This window comes from Actinomadura sp. (assembly GCF_044508335.1).
Lineage (GTDB): Bacteria > Actinomycetota > Actinomycetes > Streptosporangiales > Streptosporangiaceae > Spirillospora.
The window spans coordinates 1-18,565 of sequence record NZ_JBIQHY010000132.1 but is presented as its reverse complement, the minus strand read 5'-3'; the positions used below and the strand labels follow the sequence as shown (position 1 = coordinate 18,565).

Here is an 18,565-nt window from a genome sequence, read left to right as displayed (position 1 = left end):
CGATAACCCCCGCCGGGCGCCGGGAGGTTGTCACGCGCCCGGGATTTCTCGGGTCAGGAGCGCCCGGCCGCTGCGAGCGCCTCCGGGAGGACGGCGGCGAGCTCGCGGAACGCCTTGCCGCGGTGGCTGATGGCGTCCTTCTCGGCCGCGGACATCTCGGCCGTCGTGCGGGTCTCGCCGTCCGGGACGAAGATCGGGTCGTACCCGAAGCCGCCGGTGCCGCGCGGCTCGCGGATCACGGTGCCGCGCATGCGGCCCTCGACGGTGCGCTCGGCGCCGTCCGGGGTGACGAGGACGGCGGCGCACAGGAAGTGGGCGCCGCGCCGCTCGTCGGGGACATCGGCGAGCTGGTCGAGCAGGAGCTGCAGGTTGGCGGCGTCGCGGTCGCCGGCGGCGGCGCCGAAGCGGCCCGACCAGCGCGCCGACAGCACGCCCGGCATGCCGTTCAGCGCGTCCACGCACAGGCCGGAGTCGTCGGCGACGGCGGGCAGGCCGGTGAAGGCGGCGATCGCGCGGGCCTTCAGCAGCGCGTTGCCCGCGAAGGTCGGCTCGGTCTCGGCGACGTCGGGGGCGCCCGGGAACTCGTCCAGCCCCACGACGTCGAGGTCGCCGAGGATGCGGCGCAGCTCGGCGACCTTGCCCTGGTTGTGGGTGGCGAGGACGATCCGGGTCATTCGCCGAGCGCCTTCTTCTGCAGGAGGGTCAGCTCGGCGCAGCCGGCGGCGCCGAGGTCGAGCAGCGCGTCCAGCTCGGCGCGGTCGAACGGGGCGCCCTCGGCGGTGCCCTGCACTTCGACGAACCGGCCGTCGCCGGTGCAGACGACGTTCATGTCGGTGCCGGCGGCGGAGTCCTCCTCGTAGCAGAGGTCGAGGCGGGCCTCGCCGTTTACGACGCCGACGCTGACCGCAGACACGGAGGTGGTCAGCGGGTCGCCCTTGAGCAGCCCGCGGTCCCGCATCCAGCCCACCGCGTCCGCGAGCGCGACGTACGCGCCGGTGATCGCGGCGGTGCGGGTGCCGCCGTCGGCCTGCAGGACGTCGCAGTCGAGCTGGACGGTGTTCTCGCCGAGCGCCTTGAGGTCCAGGCACGCGCGGATCGAGCGGCCGATCAGCCGGGAGATCTCGTGGGTGCGCCCGCCGATCCGGCCCTTGACGGACTCGCGGTCGTTGCGCGTGTTGGTGGCGCGGGGCAGCATCGCGTACTCGGCGGTCACCCAGCCGAGGCCGCTGTCGCGCCGCCAGCGGGGCACCGAGTCCTGCACGGAGGCGGCGCACAGCACGCGGGTGCGGCCGAACTCGATGAGCACCGACCCTTCCGCGTGGTCGAGCCAGCCGCGCTGGATCGTGACGGGACGGAGCTGGTCTGGAGCGCGGTCATCGGGGCGGGCCATGCGGTCAACCCTAGCGGGACTCAGAGGGTGTACCGGGCGCCCACGCGGGCCAGCTCGATGTCCCCGTCGTAGCCGGCCGCCTTCGCCTCGTTCAGCGACAGCTCCCGGTCGTTCCACGGGACGAGGTGGGTGAGGACGAGCCGCCCGACCTCCGCGCGGGCCGCGTGCTCGGCGGCCTCCCGCGCGGTCAGGTGCAGCTCGGGCGGGTGCTCCGGGCCGTCCAGGAAGGACGCCTCGCAGAGGAACAGGTCGGCGCCGCGCGCCAGCTCGACCAGGTCGCCGGACGGGCCGGTGTCGCCGGAGTAGGCGACGGCCCTGCCGCCGTACTCGATGCGGAACGCGAACGCCTCGACCGGGTGAGGCATCAGCGCGGTCGTGACGCGGAAAGGGCCGATGTCGTAGGGGCCGCGGCGGAGGGTGTGGAAGTCGAACGTCTCCGTCATTCCGGGGTCGGGGTCCAGGTCGTAGGCGCGGGCCATGCGGTCGGCGGTGTCGGCGGGGCCGTGCACCGGGATCTTCGGCGCCGGTCCGCCCGGCCGGTAGGTGCGCGCGACCCAGTACCCGCACAGGTCCAGGCAGTGGTCGGCGTGCAGGTGGGAGATGCAGACGGCGTCGATCTCGTACAGCGAGCGGAACCGCTGCAGCGACCCGAGCGCCCCGTTGCCGAGATCGAGCACCAGCGCGAAGCCGTCGGCCTCGATCAGGTAGCTGGACGCCGGACTGTCCGGCCCAGGGAAACTGCCGGAGCAGCCGATCACAGTGACCCGCACGCTCGCTCCTCCTCTTAGAGTCCCCGAGGAATCAGGTGGTCAGTGCCTTGTCCGACGCGGCCCCGGCCGACGCGGGCTCCACCGAGCCGATCTCCGGCCCGAGGAAGCGCCGGCCGAGCTCGGCGAACACGGCGGGGTCTCCGGTGGCGCGGAACCGGTGCCGCGGCCGGGGCGTCGCCTCGGCGCGGGCCAGCCCCCGATCGTGCAGCACTCGGTACACGTCCTTGGCGGTCTCGTCGGCGCTTGAGACCAGTGTGACCCCGTCTCCGACGACATACGAGATGACGCCCGTCAAAAGTGGGTAGTGGGTGCAGCCGAGGATGAGCGTGTCGCAGCCCGCCTCCACGATCGGCCGCAGGTAGCCGCGGGCCGCCTCCAGCAGCTCCTCGCCCATCGTCACGCCCGCCTCGACGAACTCGACGAAGCGCGGGCAGGCGGCGCTGATCAGCTCGATGTGCGGGGCGGCGGCGAACGCGTCGTCGTAGGCGCGGCTGGTCACCGTGGCCTGCGTCGCGATCAGCCCCACCCGGCCGTTGGACGTGGCGCGGGCCGCGCGGCGGGTCGCCGGGTTGATGACCTCGACGACGGGGACGTCGTAGCGTTCCCGGGCGTCGCGCAGCATCGCCGAGCTGGCGCTGTTGCAGGCGATCACCAGCATCTTCACGCCCTCGTCCACGAGCTGGTCGAGCATTTCGAGGGCGAACGCGCGGACCTCGGCGATGGGGCGCGGGCCGTACGGCTGCCGGGCGGAGTCGCCCAGGTAGATGACCGGCTCGTTGGGGAGCTGGTCGAGGATGGCGCGGGCCACCGTGAGCCCACCGAAACCGCTGTCGAAGATCCCGATGGGAGCGTCTGGGAGGCCGTCCCCCCGGGATGGATCTGACATGGTGCACAAGGCTAAGCGACACGGCCCCGTGCGGGTGCGTCATGCGTCGGACATCACACCGTAACGCCACGGAAAACCGTCCTGGTCAACGGATGCGCAAGCGATCCGGTGGTCCGGAGGGGCGTCCGGTGATGACACGCCGAGGTTTCGGGGGCGCGGGTTCAGGAGCGGGCGCGGGGGACGCGGGCGATCTGGCGGCTCTGCGCGACGAGCCGGCCGGCGGTGTCCCACACCTCGACCTCCTCGTCGAACCAGCCGTCCGAGAGCAGCCGCCCGGTGCCGTGGACGGCGAGCCAGCCGGGCGCCGGGACGGCCCGCATGTGCCAGGTCAGCTCGACGGTCGGCGCCCAGCCCTGCGCGCCGAGGTTCAGCGCGACGGGCGGCAGCGCGTCCACGGCGAGGGCGAGGGAGTGCCCGTCGGGCGCGTAGCCGTCCCGGAGCCGGAACCAGGCGCGGATCTCCGGGCTGCCGCTCGGCTGCCCGTCGAGCCAGCCCATCGTCGTCCGGTCGAAGCGCATGTCGACCTGGTCGGCGAAGCCGGCGCCGGTGGGCGGCCGGAACTCCGTGCACTCCTCGATCGGCGGGACGGGCGCGGGCGCGGCGCCGGCGTAGGCGGGTTCGGCGGCGGCGTCGAGGGTGCCGGTGATGATCAGCGCGTCCACGACGGTCCGGTCGTGCTGGACGAGGGAGACGAGCGCCGACGCGGTCGTGCGGCCCTCCTTGCGCGGCTCGACGACCAGCAGGGCGGGGCCCGGCTTGGCGACGCGGTGGAAGCCGGCCGCGGTCGAGATCGGGTGCGCGTGCGGGGACGCGTCGACGGCGGCGCGGCCGAGGACGGCCATCAGGTAGCCGCCGTTGAGGGCCTCGGCGAACCCGTAGGCGCCGTCCAGGTCGGCCTCGTACCGGCCGTCGCCGACCCGCCGCACGGCGGTCGCCTCGCCGAACCCGCTCATCCGCACACTCCCACGTCGACCGGGCCGCGAACATCCCGCCGGCCCGATTCTAGAATCACGTTCGAAAAGACTCTACCGTGCCGTGCGGATGCCACAAAGGGCAGGTCAGCCCCGGAAGCGGGACCGCGTCACGCCCAGAGCTGGCCTTCGAGGCGGGCCTCGGCCTCCTCCAGCGTGCCGCCGTAGGCGCCGGTGGACAGGTACTTCCAGCCGCCGTCCGCGACGACGAACACGATGTCAGCGCGCTCGCCGGCCTTCACCGCCTTCTTCGCCATGCCGATCGCCGCGTGCAGCGCGCCGCCGGTCGAGATGCCGGCGAAGATGCCCTCCTGCTCCAGCAGCTCGCGGGTGCGGCGCAGCGCGTCCCCGGAGGTGACGGAGAAGCGGGTCGTCAGCACGGTGTCGTCGTACAGCTCGGGGATGAAGCCCTCGTCGATGTTGCGCAGCCCGTAGACGAGGTCGCCGTACCGGGGCTCCGCCGCGACGATCTTCACGTCCGGCACCCGCTCGCGCAGGAACCGGCCGACGCCCATCAGCGTGCCGGTGGTGCCGAGCCCGGCCACGAAGTGCGTCACCGTCGGGAGGTCCTCGAGGATCTCCGGCCCGGTCGTCTCGTAGTGCGCGAGCGCGTTGGCCTCGTTGCCGTACTGGTAGAGCATCACCCAGTCGGGGTGCTCCGCGGCCAGCCCCTTCGCCACCCGCACGGCCTCGTTCGAGCCGCCCGCCGCCGGGGACGAGATGATCTCCGCGCCCCACATCTCCAGCAGCTGGCGGCGCTCGGCGGAGGTGTTCTCCGGCATCACGCACACCATCCGGTAGCCGCGCAGCTTGGCGACCATGGCGAGGGAGATGCCGGTGTTGCCGGACGTCGGCTCCAGGATCGTGCAGCCGGGCGTCAGCAGCCCCTCCTTCTCCGCCTTCTGGATCATGTAGAAGGCGGGGCGGTCCTTCACCGAGCCGGTGGGGTTGCGGTCCTCCAGCTTGGCCCAGATGCGGACGTCCTCGCCCGGCGACAGCCGCGGGAGGCCGACCAGCGGCGTGCGGCCGAGCGAGTCCAGTAGCGAGTCGAAGCGCATTGCTCGTCCGTGCCCGGCTCAGCCGCCGGCCACGGCGGGCAGGATGGTGACGTTGTCGCCGTCGGCGACCTGCGTCTCCAGCCCGCCGAGGAAGCGCACGTCCTCGTCGTTGAGGTACACGTTGACGAACTTCCGCAGGCCCTTGTCGTCCACCAGCCGGTCGCGCAGGCCGGCGTGCCGGGAGTCCAGGTCGGTGAACAGCTCGTCCAGCGTGCCGCCCTTGCCCTCGACGGCCTTCGCGCCGTCGGTGAGGTTGCGCAGGATCGTCGGGATCCGGACCTCGATCGCCATCGCGGTGATCTCCTTCTAACGTCTTCTAACGTCGTTCGGGGCTCCCCCGCCCTCTCGCGTTGCAACCGGGCGGGCGGCGGGAAGATTCCAGGGTGTGATCAGCGCGTCAGCGACAGTCGTAGACGACCTCGGCGCGCGAGTGCCCGAACAGGAAGCTCTGCACGGGCGGCACGGCGGCGGACCCGGCACGGCGCCGTGCGGCGCCCGTCTCATGCCCGCTCGTCCACATGTCGACCAGTTTACCGGCCGCGACCATCCCGATCCGTTCCCGTTCAGTCGCCGTAGGCGTCCACGACGGTGACCTCTTCCTCGGTCACCTCACCGTCCACGATCCGGAACGACCGGAACTCGGTCTCGTCCTCCGCGCGGGTCGACACGAGCACGTAGTGGGCGTTCGGCTCGGACGCGTAGGAGATGTCCGTGCGGGACGGGTACGCCTCCGTGGCGGTGTGCGAGTGGTAGATCACCACCGGCTCCTCGTCCCGGTCGTCCATCTCCCGCCACACCTTCAGCTGCTCCTGGGAGTCGAACCGGTAGAAGGTCGGGGACCGCTCGGCGTTCTCCATGGCGACGTACCGGACGGGACGGTCCGAACCGACCGGACCGGCGATGATCCCGCACGCCTCGTCCGGGTGGTCGGCGCGCGCGTGCGCGATGATCTTGTCCACGAGGGCGCGCTCGATCGTCAGCATGGCCCCGAGCTTATGGCAACGGCTCCCAGAGCACCTGGACGAGGCTCTCCTGGAGCATCGTCAGCCAGTCGTAGACGGCGAACAGGGAGGCGCGCGGGTCGCGCGGGTCCATGGCGCTCGCCTCCTCGTACCACTCCTCGGTGACGTCGAGGCGGGTGCCGAGCGCGAGCCGGACGTCGTTCAGCGCGCGCAGCCACCCCTGCGCCTGCTCCTCGTCCAGCACGACGTCGGCGCCGTCGCCGGTCAGCGCGCCGAGCACCAGCCCCGCCGCCTCGCGCTTGCCGTCCCGCAGCCCCATCTCGGTGTAGCGGCGGAACTCCTCCGCCGCCTCGCCGTCGTCGCGGTAGGCGTCCGGGAACAGCCGCGCCAGGACGGGGTCGTCCGGCTTCTCGGCGTTCTCGGCGATGCCCAGCGCGGCGAGCTCGTCGTCCCCGCCGGGCGCCCCGCCGATCAGCGCGAGCAGCTGCTCCATGAGCGCGCGCAGCAGCGCCGCCTCGTCGGCCGCCAGCCGGACCCGGACGCCATGCCGGGTCCTCCGCACGTCGGTCATCGGCTCAGTCGTCCCGTTTCACGGTCGCCCACAGCCCGTACGAGTGCAGGATCTCCACGTCCCGTTCCATCTCCTCGCGGGTGCCGTTCGCCACGACTGCGCGGCCCTTGTGGTGGACGTCGAGCATCAGCTTCTCGGCCTTGGTCTTCGGGTACCCGAACACGGCCTGGAACACGTACGTGACGTACGACATCAGGTTGATCGGGTCGTTCCAGACGATCGCCAGCCAGGGCCGGTCGGCGCTCACGTCCTCCTCGGCATCCGGCCGTTCCAGCTCGACCGGTGCGGGCGCCGTGCTCATGGCGCTCATGACCGGGTAGCCCCCTCTCTTCGCGCACTCTCCTTCGTCCGCGAATGCTCGCGCTGTCGTTCGCCCCCCAACCCGATGCTATGCGCCACTCCCCCGCCGGGTGGGCGGGCCCGCACATTCATGGTGCCCGCAGTCGGGCTTAAGGTGCCACTTGTGGACCTTGGTGACGGCACCGCACTGCTGACCGACCAGTACGAGCTGACCATGCTGCAGGCCGCGCTGCGCAGCGGCACCGCCGGCCGCCGCGCGGTGTTCGAGGTCTTCGCGCGGAGCCTGCCGCCCGGGCGCCGCTACGGGGTCGTCGCGGGCGTCGGGCGGCTCCTGGACGCCATCGAGGCGTTCCGGTTCGAGGCCGCCGAGCTGGACTTCCTCACCTCCAACGGCATCGTGGACGAGCCCACGGCGCAGTGGCTGGAGAAGTACCGCTTCACGGGGAACGTCTGGGGCTACGCCGAAGGCGAGTGCTACTTCCCCGAGTCGCCGATCCTGGCCGTCGAGGGGACGTTCGGGGAAGCGGTCCTGCTCGAGACGCTCGTGCTGTCGATCCTCAACCACGACTGCGCGATCGCGTCGGCCGCGTCCCGGATGGTGCAGGCCGCGCAGGGCCGCCCGATCATCGAGATGGGGTCGCGGCGCACCCACGAGCGCGCCGCCGTCGCCGCCGCCCGCGCCGCCTACATCGCCGGGTTCACCACCACGTCCAACCTGGAGGCGGGCCGGCTGTACGGCGTGCCGACGGCCGGGACGAGCGCGCACTCCTTCACCCTGCTGCACGACGGCGAGCGGCACGCGTTCGAGGCGCAGCTCGCCTCGCTCGGGGACGGCACGACCCTCCTGATCGACACCTACGACGTGGAACGGGCCGTCCGCACGGCGGTCGAGCTCGCCGGGCCGTCCCTCGGCGCCGTCCGCATCGACAGCGGCGACCTCGGCGTGATGGCGCGCCGGGTCCGCGACCAGCTCGACTCCCTCGGCGCGCGCGACACGCGCATCGTGGTGACCGGCGACCTGGACGAGTTCGGCATCGCCGCCCTGGCCGCCGCCCCCGTGGACGGCTACGGGGTGGGAACGTCCCTCGTCACGGGCTCGGGCGCGCCCACCGCGTCCCTCGTCTACAAGCTGGTCGCCCGCTCGGACGGCCCCGAGGACGACGCGCCCATGCGGCCGGTCGCGAAACGCTCGGCGGGCAAGCCGAGCCGGGGCGGGCGCAAGACGGCCGTCCGCCGCGTCGACGGGCACGGCGTCGCCTACGCCGAGACGGTCTTCACCGGGGCGCCGGCGCCCGGCCCCCGCGACCGCCCCCTGCACGTCCCCCTCGTGCGGGACGGCGAGATCGTCGGACGCGAGCCGCTCGAGAAGGCCAGGGAGCGCCACGCCCGCTCGATCTCGGAGCTGCCGCCCACCGCGATCCAGCTGTCCAAGGGCGAGCCGGCCGTCCCCACCGAATTCGTCACCGGCGGCCCCCGCCCGTGACGCGGTATCCGCGCGGGCCTGGGGTACGGTCGATGGTGATCCGGCGGGGCAACCGGTACAGGGAGCGGTCATGGGCAAGAAGGCTCTGATCATCGTGGACGTGCAGAACGACTTCTGCGAGGGCGGCTCGCTGGCGGTCGGCGGCGGCGCCGACGTGGCGGCCGCCATCTCCGACTACGTGGCCGGGCACCGGTCCGACTACGCGCACATCGTCGCGACCCGCGACTTCCATCTCGACCCGGGCGACCATTTCTCCGACGAACCCGACTTCGTCGACTCGTGGCCGCCGCACTGCGTGATCGGCACGCCGGGCGCCGACTTCCATCCCAACCTGGCCCTCGCCCCCATCGAGGCGGTCTTCAGCAAGGGCCGCGAGGAGGCCGCCTACAGCGGCTTCGAGGGGGTCTCCGACGACGGGACGCCGCTCGCCGACTGGCTGGCCGCCCGCGGCGTCGACGCCGTCGACATCGTCGGCATCGCCACCGACCACTGCGTCCGCGCCACCGCCGTCGACGCCGCCCGCGCGGGCCTGCGCACGAACGTCCTGCTCGACCTCACCGCGGGCGTCAGCAAGGCGACCGTCGACCGCGCGCTCGACGAGCTGCGCGCCGAGGGCGTCACGCTGTCCGGCGCGCCGGTGGTGAACGCCTGACCATGCCGAATCCCCCCACGGTCATCCTGGTCGCCGGCGTGTCCGGCAGCGGCAAGACCACCATCGGCACCCTCCTCGCCGAGCGCCTCGGCTGGGACTACGCCGAGGCCGACTCCTTCCACTCCGAGGCCAACATCGCGAAGATGCGCTCCGGACACCCCCTCACCGACGCCGACCGCCTGCCGTGGCTCCGCTCCATCTCCGCATGGATCACCGAGCGCCTCACCACCGGCCGTCCCGGCGTCGTCACCTGCTCGGCGCTGAAGCGCAAGTACCGCGACCTGCTGGCCGGCGGCAAACCCGAGGTGGCCATGGTCCTCCTGGACGGCGACCGCGACCTCATCGCCGCCCGCATGAAGGCGCGCAAGGGCCACTTCTTCAAGGCGACGCTCCTCGACACCCAGTTCGCCGACCTGGAGCCCCCGGCCCCCGACGAGGACGTCCTTCTCGCCCCCATCACCGGCACCCCCGAGGAAACGGTCACCTACATCATCAAGGCCCTGAACCCGACCCCGGTCGCTCACTGACCCGAAAGACCCCCGCGACCGGCGGGCACCACGCCGACCGGCGCATCGGCCCGGGCACCGGTCCGCCGGGTGACCCGCCGGCTCCCCGGTCCGGCCGGGCCTGGAGAATGCTGGAATGGACGGTCAGGACGAGCCGCCGGCCGCGGCGACCCAATGGGAGTACCGCGTCAGCGTCGTGAAGCTGAACCCGGTGGGGGGCGTGCACGCGACCGCTTTGCAGGAGAAGCTCGACAAGGCCGGACGGGCGGGCTGGCAGTGCGCCGGCGTCATCGGGCCCGACCGGCAGGGCGTGTTCAGGGTGATCTTCCAGCGGCCGCGCCGGCCCGGGAGCGGCTGAGGAGCCGGGTGCCGGGGGTCAGTGGCGGGGGTCAGTGGCGGCGCTTGGCGGCCCATTCGCGGATCTTGGCGATGCGCTGCCGGATCTCCTCGGCGCTCGCCTGGGGGACGGGCGGGCCGCCGCAGGAGCGGCGCAGCTCGTTGTGGATGACGCCCTGGGGCTGGCCCGTGCGGTGGTTCCAGGCGTTGACCAGGCCGTTCAGCTCGCGGCGGAGGGCGGCCAGGTCCTCGGCGGCGGTGCGGTCGGCGCGGGGGTCGCCCGTCTTGCGCTTCCGCGCGCTGGCCAGCTGGGCGGCCTGCCGCTTGCGGAGCAGGGCCGAGACCTGCTCGGGCTCCAGGAGGCCGGGGATGCCCAGGTACTCCTCCTCTTCGGCGGAGCCCGGCTGGGCGTGCGTGCCGAACTCGCCGCCGTCGTAGAGCACGCGGTCGAACGTCGCGGAGGCTTCGACCGTCTCGAAGGGAAGCTCCTCGCCCACGTCCGGGGTGTCCTGCTTGCGGTTGGCCTCGGCGAGGAGCTCGTCGTCGAGGCCGTCCTCGCGGACGGGGCGGTCGAGGACGTGGTCGCGCTCCTCCTCCATCTCTGAGGCGTGGCTCATCAGGGCGGGCACGGACGGCAGGAAGACCGACGCCGTCTCGCCCCGCTTGCGGGCGCGGACGAAGCGGCCGATGGCCTGGGCGAAGAACAGCGGCGTGCTGGTCGAGGTGGCGTACACGCCCACGCAGAGGCGCGGGATGTCGACGCCCTCGGAGACCATCCGGACCGCCACCATCCAGCGGTCGTCGGTGTCGGCGAACGCCTTGATCTTCTTGGACGCGGTCGGGTCGTCCGACAGGACGACCGTGGCGCTCTGCCCGGTGACCGCCTTCAGCATCCCGGCGTAGGCGCGGGCGGTCTCGTGGTCGGTCGCGATGACCAGGCCGCCCGCGTCCGGGATCGCGCGGCGCAGCTCGCTGAGGCGGCGGTCGGCGGCGGCCAGGACCTGCCTGATCCAGTCGCCCTTCGGGTCGAGCGCGGCGCGCCACGCCTGGGCGGTCTGGTCCTGGGTGAGCGGCTCGCCGAGGGTCGCGGTGATCTCGTCGCCCGCGCGGGTGCGCCAGCGCATCTCGCCCGCGTAGGCCAGGAAGATCACCGGGCGGACGACGCCGTCGGCGAGGGCCGGGCCGTAGCCGTAGGTGTAGTCGGCCCGGCTGCGGCGGACGCCGTCCGGGCCCTCCTCGTACTGGACGAACGGGATCGGGTTGATGTCGGTGCGGAACGGGGTGCCCGACAGCGCCAGGCGGCGGGTCGCCGGCTCGAACGCCTCGCGGACCGCGTCGCCCCACGACAGCCCGTCGCCCGCGTGGTGCACCTCGTCGAAGACGACGAGGTGCTTGCGCGACTCGGTGCGGTTGCGGTGCAGGGCGGGCCGCGCCGCGACCGTGGCGTAGGTGACGGCGACGCCGTGGAAGTCCTTGCCGATGGGGCCGTCGCTGTTCTGCCACTCCGGATCGATCCTGATGCCGACGCGGGCGGCGGACTCGGCCCACTGCCGCTTGAGGTGCTCGGTCGGGCACACGATCGTGATCGCCTGCACGATGCGCCGCTCCATCAGCTCTCGGGCGAGGCGCAGCGCGAACGTCGTCTTGCCGGCGCCGGGCGTCGCGACGGCGAGGAAGTCGCGCGGGCCCGGCCGGGAGCCGTCCGCCCCGAAGTAAGCCTCCAGCGCCTGCTGCTGCCATGCGCGCAGGGACGACGCCGTCCCCCAGGCGGCCCTTTCGGGGAACGCGGGGGGCATGCTCGATGCGGCGAAGGTGCTCACGGTCATCGAAGGCTACCGAGCCGCACCGACACTTCGTGCCCCGGCGGCCCCGGCTGTGCCCGGATCCACACGGTGGCGGCCGTGCCGCCCGGCCCGGTAGGCCGCCCACGCCGCCCGGACGCGGCGGCCCTGACCTGCGGTGAAGGCGTTCATGCAGGCGTCGTGGGCGTAGTCCATGAAGTTGTGGACCGGATCCCGGCCGCGCTGCGGGCAGGTGTCGCGCGAGTGCGGGCAGCCCTGCGCCGGCTCCGCCTCGTAGGGGGTGTCGGCCACCCCGTCGCCCGGCGGGACGCAGCCGCCCTCGAACGTGTGCAGCAGGCCCAGCCAGTGCCCGATCTCGTGGACGGCCGTGTACCCGCGGCTGAACGGCCCGTACGAGCCGCCCGGCAGGCTGCGGAAGTCGATGACGACGCCGTCCATGCGCGGGTCGCGCTTGTACCACTGCGGGAACGTGGAGAAGCCCAGGACGTCCGACCCGACGGCGGCCGTGTAGACGTTGAGCGTGCCGCGGCCGCCCTTGCGCAGCCGCTTCTTCATCGGGCGCTCGTACCGCTCCGGGGCGTGGAACCACGCCGCGTTGTCCGTGCGGTCGTAGCCGGCCAGCCGGAACCGCACCCGGGTGTCGACTCCGCCCTTCTTGCCCCCGTACGCGGCGTTCAGCGTGGAGATCTGCCACTGGACGGCCCGCTTCGGCAGCAGCCCGCTCCGCCCGCTGTGGACGACGTGGAACCGCACCGGCACGACCAGGTTCCGCGCCATCCGGCGGGAGGCGTCGAGGCGCCGCTCGTCGGACGTCCCGAACCGGTCGAGGAGCGTGCGGCGCAGGTCGGCGAGCATGCCGACGACCTGGTCGCGGCCGAGGTCGGCGCGGTCGCGCGGCCGGGCCGCGCGGGCGTTCGAGCGATGGACGCACCCGTCGTCCTCCGCGCCGGACGGGGCGGCGCGGACCCGCGTCCGCTCACCCGCCGCAGTCGGAACGGCGCACACCGTGACCATCAGTGCGCATAGTGAAACCCCGGCCAGCCGCCGCATTCATCCCCCGTATGTCAGAAGTCCGTAATCGCAGGTCCCGCGGCACCCCCCGCCGCGGGACCCGGAAGCGCGCAGCACGAAATGGCGGCGCGCCGTCCGCCGCGTGTCAGCGGCGGGTCACTCGCCGCCCTTGTCGCCCTCGCCGCCCGGCTTCATGGACTCGTAGATCTCCTTGCACTGCGGGCAGACGGGGTACTTCTTCGGATCCCGGTTGGGCACCCAGACCTTGCCGCACAGCGCGATCACCGGCGTGCCGGTCACCGCGCTCTCGGTGATCTTGGCCTTCTTCACGTAGTGGGCGAACCGCTCGTGGTCGCCGTCACCGTGCGAGAGGTCCGGCCGGACGTCCTGCTGGGTGTCGCTCTCAGGAAGGATCTTCGTGCTCACGTATTCACCTTAGTTCAGCGTGGGGTCGTCGGGGAAAGTGGAGACGAACGCCAGATCACCGCCCTGCCTGCGCAGAACGTCCTGCCACAGCCGCTCGGGGTCGGCGGCGAAGACGTCCCCGGCCTCGGCGGGCACCAGGTACCACGAGCCGTCCTCGATCTCGCCGCGCAGCTGCCCCGCCGACCAGCCCGCGTACCCGGCGAACACGCGCAGCTGCAGCAGCTCCGCGGCCAGCAGCCCGGGCGGGGCCTCCAGGTCGACGACCCCGACCCGCGCGACCTCGGCGCCGCCGTTGAGGGCCCGCCAGCCGAGCGGCTCCTCCTCGCCGGGGAGGCGGGCCAGCGCGAGCGGATGCTCCAGCGCGACGGGGCCGCCCTGGAAGACCACGGCGGGGCCGGTGGCGAGCTCGCCCCACGGCGGGAGCACACGGTCCACGGGAACTTCGGTCGGCCGGTTCAGGACGACGCCCAGCGTGCCTCCGGCGCTGTCGTGCTCGACCAGCAAGACGACGCTCCGCCTGAAGTTCGGGTCCTCCAGTTGAGGGGTCGCCACCAGCAGGAGCCCCACCCTGATGCCGTCTTCCATGGGTTCCATCATGCGTTGCGCGGACCTCCGGCGGCACGTCTCCCCGCTCGTTAGCCTGTTACGCATTCCTATCGATGGGGATATCGGCACCACAAGGTCCTGGGTTAAGAATGATCTAGGATCATCGGCCATCCGCTTGGTGCGCGCCGGGAGGACAGCGATGCAGTTGCCCAGGGTCGTCATCGCCGCCGTGTTCGTCGTGATCGCGGCGCTGCTCGCGATCCCGGCGCTGTTCAAGTCGGACGGCAAGGCCGAGCCGGCGTCGTCCTCGGCGACCACGTCCGCGAGCCCGTCCGCGCCGGCCACCGGGTCCGGGACGCCGAAGCCGCCCGCGCAGCCGGTGACCGCGAGCATCGGCTCGGTCTCCTGCCCCGACCGCACCGTCCACGTCAGGATCCGCAACACCGGGACCCGGACCGAGGACTTCTCCATCGAGCGGGACGACGGCGGCTCCGCGATCCCCGGCAAGATCCCCCCGAACAACACCCGGACGGTCCCGGTCGAGCTGCGCGAGGACCGCCGCACCGAGCTCTCCGTCACCTGGGCGAACAAGGAGATCGTGGCCAAGACGGTGCGGGCGAACTGCAAGAAGGCGGGCGCCGGGGCGCCGACGGAGACGCCGCCCGGCAACCTGCCGCACACCGGCCCCGACACCGTCCTGTGGGCGCGCGCCGCGACCGGCGCCGCCATCCTGCTCACCGGCGCGATCATCTTCTGGTACGGCGGCATCTGGCCCCGCCGCCGCGAGAAGATGTTCGCGGGCAAGGAATCCGACTAGGCGCCCCCGGCAGGGCGACCCCCGGGGGTCACGCCTCCGTGCGGGGGCGACCGCCGGCGGCCTCGCGGACGGCGCCGGCGACGCGGCTCGCCACGTCCGGGTGGAAGACGCTCGGGATGATGTAGTTCGGGCCGATCTCCTCCGGCGTGACGACCCCGGCCAGCGCCGCGGCCGCGGCCGCCAGCATGTCGAGCGTGACGACGTCGGCCTGCGCGTCCAGCAGGCCGCGGAAGACGCCGGGGAACGCCAGCACGTTGTTGATCTGGTTGGGGTAGTCGCTGCGGCCGGTCGCGACGACGGCGGCGTGCTCGCGGGCCTCGTCCGGGTCGACCTCGGGCTCGGGGTTGGCGAGCGCGAACACGATCGCGCCGTCGTTCATCGTCGCGATGTCGTCGCCGTTCAGGATGCCGGGAGCGGAGACGCCGATGAACACGTCGGCGTCCTTGACCGCGCCGCGCAGGTCGCTCGTGTAGCCGGACGCGTTGGTGTGCTCGGCGATCCAGCGCAGCGAGTCGTCGAGGTCGTCGCGGCCCTTGTGGACGGCGCCGCGGTAGTCGCACACGACGAGGTCGCGGGCGCCCGCGTGGATCAGCAGCTTGAGGATGGCGCTGCCGGCGGCGCCCGCGCCCGCCATCGTGATGCGGACCGAGCCGATGTCCTTGCCGACGACGCGCAGCGCGTTGGTCAGCGCGGCCAGCACGCAGATCGCCGTGCCGTGCTGGTCGTCGTGGAAGACCGGGATGTCGAGCAGTTCGCGCAGCCGCCGCTCGACCTCGAAGCAGCGCGGCGCGGAGATGTCCTCCAGGTTGATGCCGCCGAACGCGGGCGCGAGGATCTGCACCGTCCGGACGATCTCGTCGGTGTCCTGGGTGTCGAGGCAGATCGGCCACGCGTCGATCCCGGCGAACCGTTTGAACAGCGCCGCCTTGCCCTCCATGACGGGCAGCGCCGCCTCCGGGCCGATGTTGCCGAGGCCGAGCACCGCCGACCCGTCGGTGACGACGGCGACGCTGTTGCGCTTTATGGTCAGCCGGCGGACGTCCTCGGGGTTGCGCGCGATGGCGAGGGAGACGCGGGCGACGCCCGGCGTGTAGGCCATCGACAGCTCGTCGCGGTTGCGCAGCGGCACCTTCGACTGCATCTCGATCTTGCCGCCGAGGTGCATCAGGAAGGTCCGGTCGCTGACCTTGTGGATCTTGACGGACTCGATGCCCTCCAGCGCCCCGGCGATCGCCTCGGCGTGCTGGGTGTCGCGGGTCGCGATCGTCACGTCGATGCGCAGCGTCTCGTGGCCGGCGGTGTTGACGTCGAGCGCGGTGACGATGCCGCCGGCGTTCTCGACCACGTGGGTGATCTGGCTGACGGCCTTGCCGCCGGCCGGGACCTCCAGCCGGACGGTGATGGAGTACGACACGCTCGGCACGCTCGCCACGACGACTGCTCCCTTGTTGCTCCGGGTTGTTCTCGTCCCGCGCGCGCCGCCCGTGGACCGGCACGGTGCGTCCGGGGGCCGCGGCCCGGGTGCGGTCCCCGCGACTCAGAAAGCCCGCGCCTGTGCGGCGGTCGTTCGACCGCCGCGGGCGCGGGCGGCCTCATGACGTCGGTCACGAGGTTGCGGAGCCGCGGATCGGCGGGGGCGGCCGCGTGTCAGTGCTGCATCGCGTCAGTGCTGCATGCGGACCGTCCGGGCACGGTCATCGCTCCGAGCATACGCGCAACACCGCGGCCGGGTGCCCTGATCGCCCCGGCTCGTTCGCCTTCCGCCGGCGCGGGGCCGGCGGAAGGCCGGGGGCCGCCCGGAGGGTCGGGGCGACCGGGGCGACCGGGGCGCGACGCGGAACCGCGCCGGTCGAGCCGGGCGGGCCGGAACAGGGCGGGTCAGAACAGGGCGGGTCAGAACAGGGCGGACTGCAGGCCGCGGCGGGCCTTGCCGACGCGCGGGTCGTCCGGCGGCAGCAGCTCGAACAGCGACAGCAGGTGTTTGCGCGCCGCGTCGCGGTCGTCGCCCGCGCTGCCGCGCACCGCGGCCAGCAGCCGGTCGAACGCCTCCTCGATGCGGCCGGACACCATCTCCACGTCGGACGCGCTGATCTGCGCCTGGACGTCGCCGGGCTTGTCGGCGGCCTCCTGGAGGACGCTCTCGGCGTCCAGCGAGCCGACGCGCATGCTCAGCTCGACGAGCGCGAGGCCCTGCTTGGCCTGGCCGTCCCGCGGGTTGTCGGCGAGGAGGCGCTCGAACGCGGCCTTGGCGGCGGGCAGGTCGCCGCGCTGCAGCGCGGCCTCCGCCTCGGCGTGCGCCGGGTTCGCGGCGGGCCCGGCGTCGCCGGCGGCCTGCTCGCCCTCGGGCGCCTCCGGCAGGATGCCCTCCTTGCGCAGCGCCTCGAAGAGCTGGTCGATGGCCTGCCGGACCTGCGGCTCGGGCGCGGCGCCGTTCAGGAACGGCAGCAGCTGGCCGGCGACGACCGCCGCGACGAACGGGATGCCGCGCACGCCCATCTGCTGCATGTACGCGGCGAGCTGCGGGTTCGCGTCGATGTCGACCTTCGCGAGCACCCACTTGCCGGCCGCCTCGGCGGCGAGCTTCTCCAGGATGGGGCCGAGCTGCTTGCACGGCCCGCACCACTCCGCCCAGAAGTCCACGAGGACGGGCACGGACTGCGACCGCTCCACGACCTCGGTGTTGAAGGTCTGGTCGGTGACGTCGACGACGTACTGGCCGGCGGCGCCCCCCGCGCCCGCCGGCGCGCCGCCGCCCTGGGCGCGGCGTTCCTGCTGCTTCCTTGTGGCCGCCTGGCGCGCCCCCAGGTCGATGGCCCCGTGCAACGAAAAGTCCCGAGAAGGCATGGGTCCATCCTGCCCCATGACCGCACCGGGCCGTGCGCCCGTCCGCTCCCAGCGGAGCGCGCCGCCGGCGCCGGACGTCCGACACATCCCTGTTCGGTATGCAAACGGGGAATTGTCGACCATTATCGAATTCTCCGCTCCGGCGCCGCGGGCAAAGAATCCAGGCGGGCTGCCGTAAAGGCAAAAAGATTGCTGACAGCCATCACCAAGCCCGGTTATAGTCACGATGTCGATGCATCGCGGCCGGGCAAAAGCGGGCACCGCGTGGCGGGTTGGGGGACCCGTGGCCACCGGAGCGCCCGCGGCCGGCGCCGCGACCGCATGACGAGCAACGGGGGGAAACACTTGTGATCGCGGAGCATTCCGTGATCGTGGCCCGAGGAATGGGTGTCCGCCGCGGGGGGCGGTGGCTCCTGCGCCCGGTGACCTTCGGCGTGCCCGAAGGCGTGGTCGGCCTGGCCGGTCCACCTGGTGCCGGTAAATCCACTCTGCTGGCCACGTTCGCGACCTTGCGCAGGCCGAATGCCGGCCTGCTGCGCATTCTCGGACACGACATATCGAGCGCCGCCGGGCTGCGGGCCGCGCGGGCCGGGATCGGCTACCTGCCGGCCCGGTTCTCCCGCGCCGAGAACATGACGGCCGGCGAGTTCGTCGCGTACGCGGCGTACTACAAGCGGCGGAGCGCGTCCGCCGCGCGCGCCATGCTGAAGCGGCTCGACCTCGCCGACGCCGCCGGCACGGAGCTGGCGCTGCTGCCGCCTGAGGTGCGGCTGCGCGCGGGCCTCGCCGCCGCCTGCGTCCACGAGCCGCGCGCGGTGCTGCTGGACGACCCGTTCGGCGAGCTGTGCGCCGCCGCCGAGCCGTGGCCGACCGGCGCCGCCGGTCCGGGCGGGTCCGCGCTGACCTCCGCGATGGCCGAGCTCGTCCCGGTGCTGCGCGCGCTGGCGCCGGCGGTGGTCGTCACCGCCGACGCCACCGGGACGCTCACCGGCTGGTGCGACCGCCTGTTCACGCTGGCCCGCGGCCGGCTGACCGAGCAGCCCACGCACTCGTCCGCCGCGCGCCGCGGCCGCTCCGCCGCCGACCGCCGCGGCGGCGCCCTCGACCGGCAGGGGATCGACGCGCTCGACCGGCCGGACGACGGCGCGCCCGCCCCCGCCCCGCAGGGGGCCGGCGTCCCCGGCCCGCAGCGCGTCGACGCGCTGGAGCGGCGCGGCGACGGCGCGGCGGGCCG

At 73.1% G+C, this 18,565-nt stretch carries 23 protein-coding genes; 6 read left to right on the top strand and 17 right to left on the bottom strand.

What is annotated here, in order from left to right:
• Window positions 1-53: 53 nt before the first annotated feature.
• From rdgB to clpS, 11 genes are all read right to left on the bottom strand, one after another.
• Window positions 54-674 (bottom strand): RdgB/HAM1 family non-canonical purine NTP pyrophosphatase, encoded by a 621-nt coding sequence (gene rdgB, locus ACIWVC_RS29910; protein ID WP_396451690.1) that lies wholly within the window; start codon window positions 672-674, stop codon window positions 54-56.
• Window positions 671-1,390, bottom strand: a complete 720-nt coding sequence (rph, locus tag ACIWVC_RS29905) for a ribonuclease PH (RefSeq protein WP_396454853.1) — start codon at window positions 1,388-1,390, stop codon at window positions 671-673. Before rph ends, rdgB begins: the two co-directional genes overlap by 4 nt.
• A gap of 20 nt (window positions 1,391-1,410) precedes the next feature.
• Window positions 1,411-2,160 carry an MBL fold metallo-hydrolase gene (locus ACIWVC_RS29900; RefSeq protein ID WP_396451687.1) on the bottom strand — a complete coding sequence of 250 codons (750 nt, stop codon included), beginning with the start codon at window positions 2,158-2,160 and terminating at the stop codon, window positions 1,411-1,413.
• A gap of 31 nt (window positions 2,161-2,191) precedes the next feature.
• Window positions 2,192-3,046: a glutamate racemase gene (gene murI, locus ACIWVC_RS29895; RefSeq protein ID WP_396451685.1), complete on the bottom strand. Its 855-nt coding sequence runs from the start codon at window positions 3,044-3,046 to the stop codon at window positions 2,192-2,194.
• A gap of 161 nt (window positions 3,047-3,207) precedes the next feature.
• Window positions 3,208-3,999 (bottom strand): thioesterase family protein, encoded by a 792-nt coding sequence (locus tag ACIWVC_RS29890; protein WP_396451683.1) that lies wholly within the window; start codon window positions 3,997-3,999, stop codon window positions 3,208-3,210.
• A gap of 128 nt (window positions 4,000-4,127) precedes the next feature.
• Complete coding sequence (locus tag ACIWVC_RS29885; RefSeq protein ID WP_396451681.1) at window positions 4,128-5,075, bottom strand: PLP-dependent cysteine synthase family protein; 948 nt, start codon at window positions 5,073-5,075, stop codon at window positions 4,128-4,130.
• Window positions 5,076-5,093: 18 nt separating this feature from the next.
• Window positions 5,094-5,366: a MoaD/ThiS family protein gene (locus tag ACIWVC_RS29880; RefSeq protein ID WP_396451680.1), complete on the bottom strand. Its 273-nt coding sequence runs from the start codon at window positions 5,364-5,366 to the stop codon at window positions 5,094-5,096.
• Between the two features lie 106 nt (window positions 5,367-5,472).
• Complete coding sequence (locus ACIWVC_RS29875; RefSeq protein ID WP_396451678.1) at window positions 5,473-5,595, bottom strand: hypothetical protein; 123 nt, start codon at window positions 5,593-5,595, stop codon at window positions 5,473-5,475.
• A gap of 43 nt (window positions 5,596-5,638) precedes the next feature.
• Window positions 5,639-6,058: a Mov34/MPN/PAD-1 family protein gene (locus tag ACIWVC_RS29870; RefSeq protein WP_396451677.1), complete on the bottom strand. Its 420-nt coding sequence runs from the start codon at window positions 6,056-6,058 to the stop codon at window positions 5,639-5,641.
• A 10-nt stretch (window positions 6,059-6,068) separates the two neighbouring features.
• Window positions 6,069-6,608, bottom strand: coding sequence for a DUF2017 domain-containing protein (locus tag ACIWVC_RS29865; protein ID WP_396451675.1), 540 nt, complete (start codon window positions 6,606-6,608; stop codon window positions 6,069-6,071).
• A gap of 4 nt (window positions 6,609-6,612) precedes the next feature.
• Window positions 6,613-6,909: an ATP-dependent Clp protease adapter ClpS gene (gene clpS, locus ACIWVC_RS29860; protein WP_131875481.1), complete on the bottom strand. Its 297-nt coding sequence runs from the start codon at window positions 6,907-6,909 to the stop codon at window positions 6,613-6,615.
• A gap of 129 nt (window positions 6,910-7,038) precedes the next feature.
• Between clpS and ACIWVC_RS29855 the strand changes: the two genes are divergently transcribed.
• The 4 genes from ACIWVC_RS29855 to ACIWVC_RS29840 all read left to right on the top strand — a co-directional run bounded on the left by ACIWVC_RS29855 (window position 7,039) and on the right by ACIWVC_RS29840 (window position 9,907).
• Window positions 7,039-8,391: a nicotinate phosphoribosyltransferase gene (locus ACIWVC_RS29855; protein ID WP_396451673.1), complete on the top strand. Its 1,353-nt coding sequence runs from the start codon at window positions 7,039-7,041 to the stop codon at window positions 8,389-8,391.
• A gap of 70 nt (window positions 8,392-8,461) precedes the next feature.
• A complete protein-coding gene (locus tag ACIWVC_RS29850) occupies window positions 8,462-9,043 on the top strand; it encodes an isochorismatase family protein (protein WP_396451672.1) in 582 nt (193 codons plus the stop codon).
• 2 nt (window positions 9,044-9,045) lie between these two features.
• Entirely contained in the window at window positions 9,046-9,570 is a 525-nt protein-coding gene (locus ACIWVC_RS29845) for a gluconokinase (protein ID WP_396451670.1), read from the top strand.
• Between the two features lie 115 nt (window positions 9,571-9,685).
• Window positions 9,686-9,907: a hypothetical protein gene (locus ACIWVC_RS29840; protein WP_396451668.1), complete on the top strand. Its 222-nt coding sequence runs from the start codon at window positions 9,686-9,688 to the stop codon at window positions 9,905-9,907.
• Window positions 9,908-9,938: 31 nt separating this feature from the next.
• Here the strand turns inward: ACIWVC_RS29840 and ACIWVC_RS29835 are convergent, their stop codons facing one another.
• The 4 genes from ACIWVC_RS29835 to ACIWVC_RS29820 form a co-directional block, all read right to left on the bottom strand.
• Window positions 9,939-11,681: a DEAD/DEAH box helicase gene (locus ACIWVC_RS29835; RefSeq protein WP_396451694.1), complete on the bottom strand. Its 1,743-nt coding sequence runs from the start codon at window positions 11,679-11,681 to the stop codon at window positions 9,939-9,941.
• Between the two features lie 36 nt (window positions 11,682-11,717).
• Window positions 11,718-12,701: a zinc metalloprotease gene (locus ACIWVC_RS29830; protein WP_396451666.1), complete on the bottom strand. Its 984-nt coding sequence runs from the start codon at window positions 12,699-12,701 to the stop codon at window positions 11,718-11,720.
• Window positions 12,702-12,854: 153 nt separating this feature from the next.
• Window positions 12,855-13,124 (bottom strand): DUF3039 domain-containing protein, encoded by a 270-nt coding sequence (locus tag ACIWVC_RS29825; protein WP_396451665.1) that lies wholly within the window; start codon window positions 13,122-13,124, stop codon window positions 12,855-12,857.
• A 9-nt stretch (window positions 13,125-13,133) separates the two neighbouring features.
• Window positions 13,134-13,709, bottom strand: coding sequence for a YqgE/AlgH family protein (locus ACIWVC_RS29820; protein ID WP_396451663.1), 576 nt, complete (start codon window positions 13,707-13,709; stop codon window positions 13,134-13,136).
• Window positions 13,710-13,869: 160 nt separating this feature from the next.
• On the opposite strand from ACIWVC_RS29820, the gene ACIWVC_RS29815 reads away from it, so the two are divergent.
• Complete coding sequence (locus ACIWVC_RS29815) at window positions 13,870-14,487, top strand: hypothetical protein (RefSeq protein ID WP_396451662.1); 618 nt, start codon at window positions 13,870-13,872, stop codon at window positions 14,485-14,487.
• Between the two features lie 28 nt (window positions 14,488-14,515).
• Here ACIWVC_RS29815 and ACIWVC_RS29810 read toward each other — a convergent pair whose 3' ends face one another.
• Both ACIWVC_RS29810 and ACIWVC_RS29805 read right to left on the bottom strand, forming a co-directional pair.
• On the bottom strand, window positions 14,516-15,919 hold the full coding sequence (locus tag ACIWVC_RS29810; protein WP_396451660.1) for an NAD-dependent malic enzyme: 1,404 nt from the start codon (window positions 15,917-15,919) through the stop codon (window positions 14,516-14,518).
• A 461-nt stretch (window positions 15,920-16,380) separates the two neighbouring features.
• On the bottom strand, window positions 16,381-17,310 hold the full coding sequence (locus ACIWVC_RS29805) for a tetratricopeptide repeat protein (RefSeq protein ID WP_396451658.1): 930 nt from the start codon (window positions 17,308-17,310) through the stop codon (window positions 16,381-16,383).
• A 404-nt stretch (window positions 17,311-17,714) separates the two neighbouring features.
• On the opposite strand from ACIWVC_RS29805, the gene ACIWVC_RS29800 reads away from it, so the two are divergent.
• The coding region (locus ACIWVC_RS29800) for an ATP-binding cassette domain-containing protein (RefSeq protein ID WP_396454854.1) at window positions 17,715-18,565 on the top strand (851 nt) is incomplete at its 3' end.

What these genes read in the sequence shown, in the direction of transcription:
- ACIWVC_RS29845 (WP_396451670.1), top strand. Translation starts at nt 9,046, where the DNA reads ATGCCGAATCCCCCCACGGTCATCCTGGTCGCCGGCGTGTCCGGCAGC.
- ACIWVC_RS29815 (WP_396451662.1), top strand. Translation starts at nt 13,870, where the DNA reads ATGCAGTTGCCCAGGGTCGTCATCGCCGCCGTGTTCGTCGTGATCGCG.
- rph (WP_396454853.1), bottom strand. Translation starts at nt 1,390, where the DNA reads ATGGCCCGCCCCGATGACCGCGCTCCAGACCAGCTCCGTCCCGTCACG.
- ACIWVC_RS29820 (WP_396451663.1), bottom strand. Translation starts at nt 13,709, where the DNA reads ATGGAAGACGGCATCAGGGTGGGGCTCCTGCTGGTGGCGACCCCTCAA.
- ACIWVC_RS29830 (WP_396451666.1), bottom strand. Translation starts at nt 12,701, where the DNA reads ATGGTCACGGTGTGCGCCGTTCCGACTGCGGCGGGTGAGCGGACGCGG.
- ACIWVC_RS29855 (WP_396451673.1), top strand. Translation starts at nt 7,039, where the DNA reads ATGGTGCCCGCAGTCGGGCTTAAGGTGCCACTTGTGGACCTTGGTGAC.
- ACIWVC_RS29850 (WP_396451672.1), top strand. Translation starts at nt 8,462, where the DNA reads ATGGGCAAGAAGGCTCTGATCATCGTGGACGTGCAGAACGACTTCTGC.
- ACIWVC_RS29865 (WP_396451675.1), bottom strand. Translation starts at nt 6,608, where the DNA reads ATGACCGACGTGCGGAGGACCCGGCATGGCGTCCGGGTCCGGCTGGCG.
- ACIWVC_RS29875 (WP_396451678.1), bottom strand. Translation starts at nt 5,595, where the DNA reads ATGTGGACGAGCGGGCATGAGACGGGCGCCGCACGGCGCCGTGCCGGG.
- ACIWVC_RS29885 (WP_396451681.1), bottom strand. Translation starts at nt 5,075, where the DNA reads ATGCGCTTCGACTCGCTACTGGACTCGCTCGGCCGCACGCCGCTGGTC.
- ACIWVC_RS29840 (WP_396451668.1), top strand. Translation starts at nt 9,686, where the DNA reads ATGGACGGTCAGGACGAGCCGCCGGCCGCGGCGACCCAATGGGAGTAC.
- ACIWVC_RS29880 (WP_396451680.1), bottom strand. Translation starts at nt 5,366, where the DNA reads ATGGCGATCGAGGTCCGGATCCCGACGATCCTGCGCAACCTCACCGAC.
- ACIWVC_RS29870 (WP_396451677.1), bottom strand. Translation starts at nt 6,058, where the DNA reads ATGCTGACGATCGAGCGCGCCCTCGTGGACAAGATCATCGCGCACGCG.
- rdgB (WP_396451690.1), bottom strand. Translation starts at nt 674, where the DNA reads ATGACCCGGATCGTCCTCGCCACCCACAACCAGGGCAAGGTCGCCGAG.
- ACIWVC_RS29835 (WP_396451694.1), bottom strand. Translation starts at nt 11,681, where the DNA reads ATGCCCCCCGCGTTCCCCGAAAGGGCCGCCTGGGGGACGGCGTCGTCC.
- murI (WP_396451685.1), bottom strand. Translation starts at nt 3,046, where the DNA reads ATGTCAGATCCATCCCGGGGGGACGGCCTCCCAGACGCTCCCATCGGG.
- ACIWVC_RS29890 (WP_396451683.1), bottom strand. Translation starts at nt 3,999, where the DNA reads ATGAGCGGGTTCGGCGAGGCGACCGCCGTGCGGCGGGTCGGCGACGGC.
- clpS (WP_131875481.1), bottom strand. Translation starts at nt 6,909, where the DNA reads ATGAGCACGGCGCCCGCACCGGTCGAGCTGGAACGGCCGGATGCCGAG.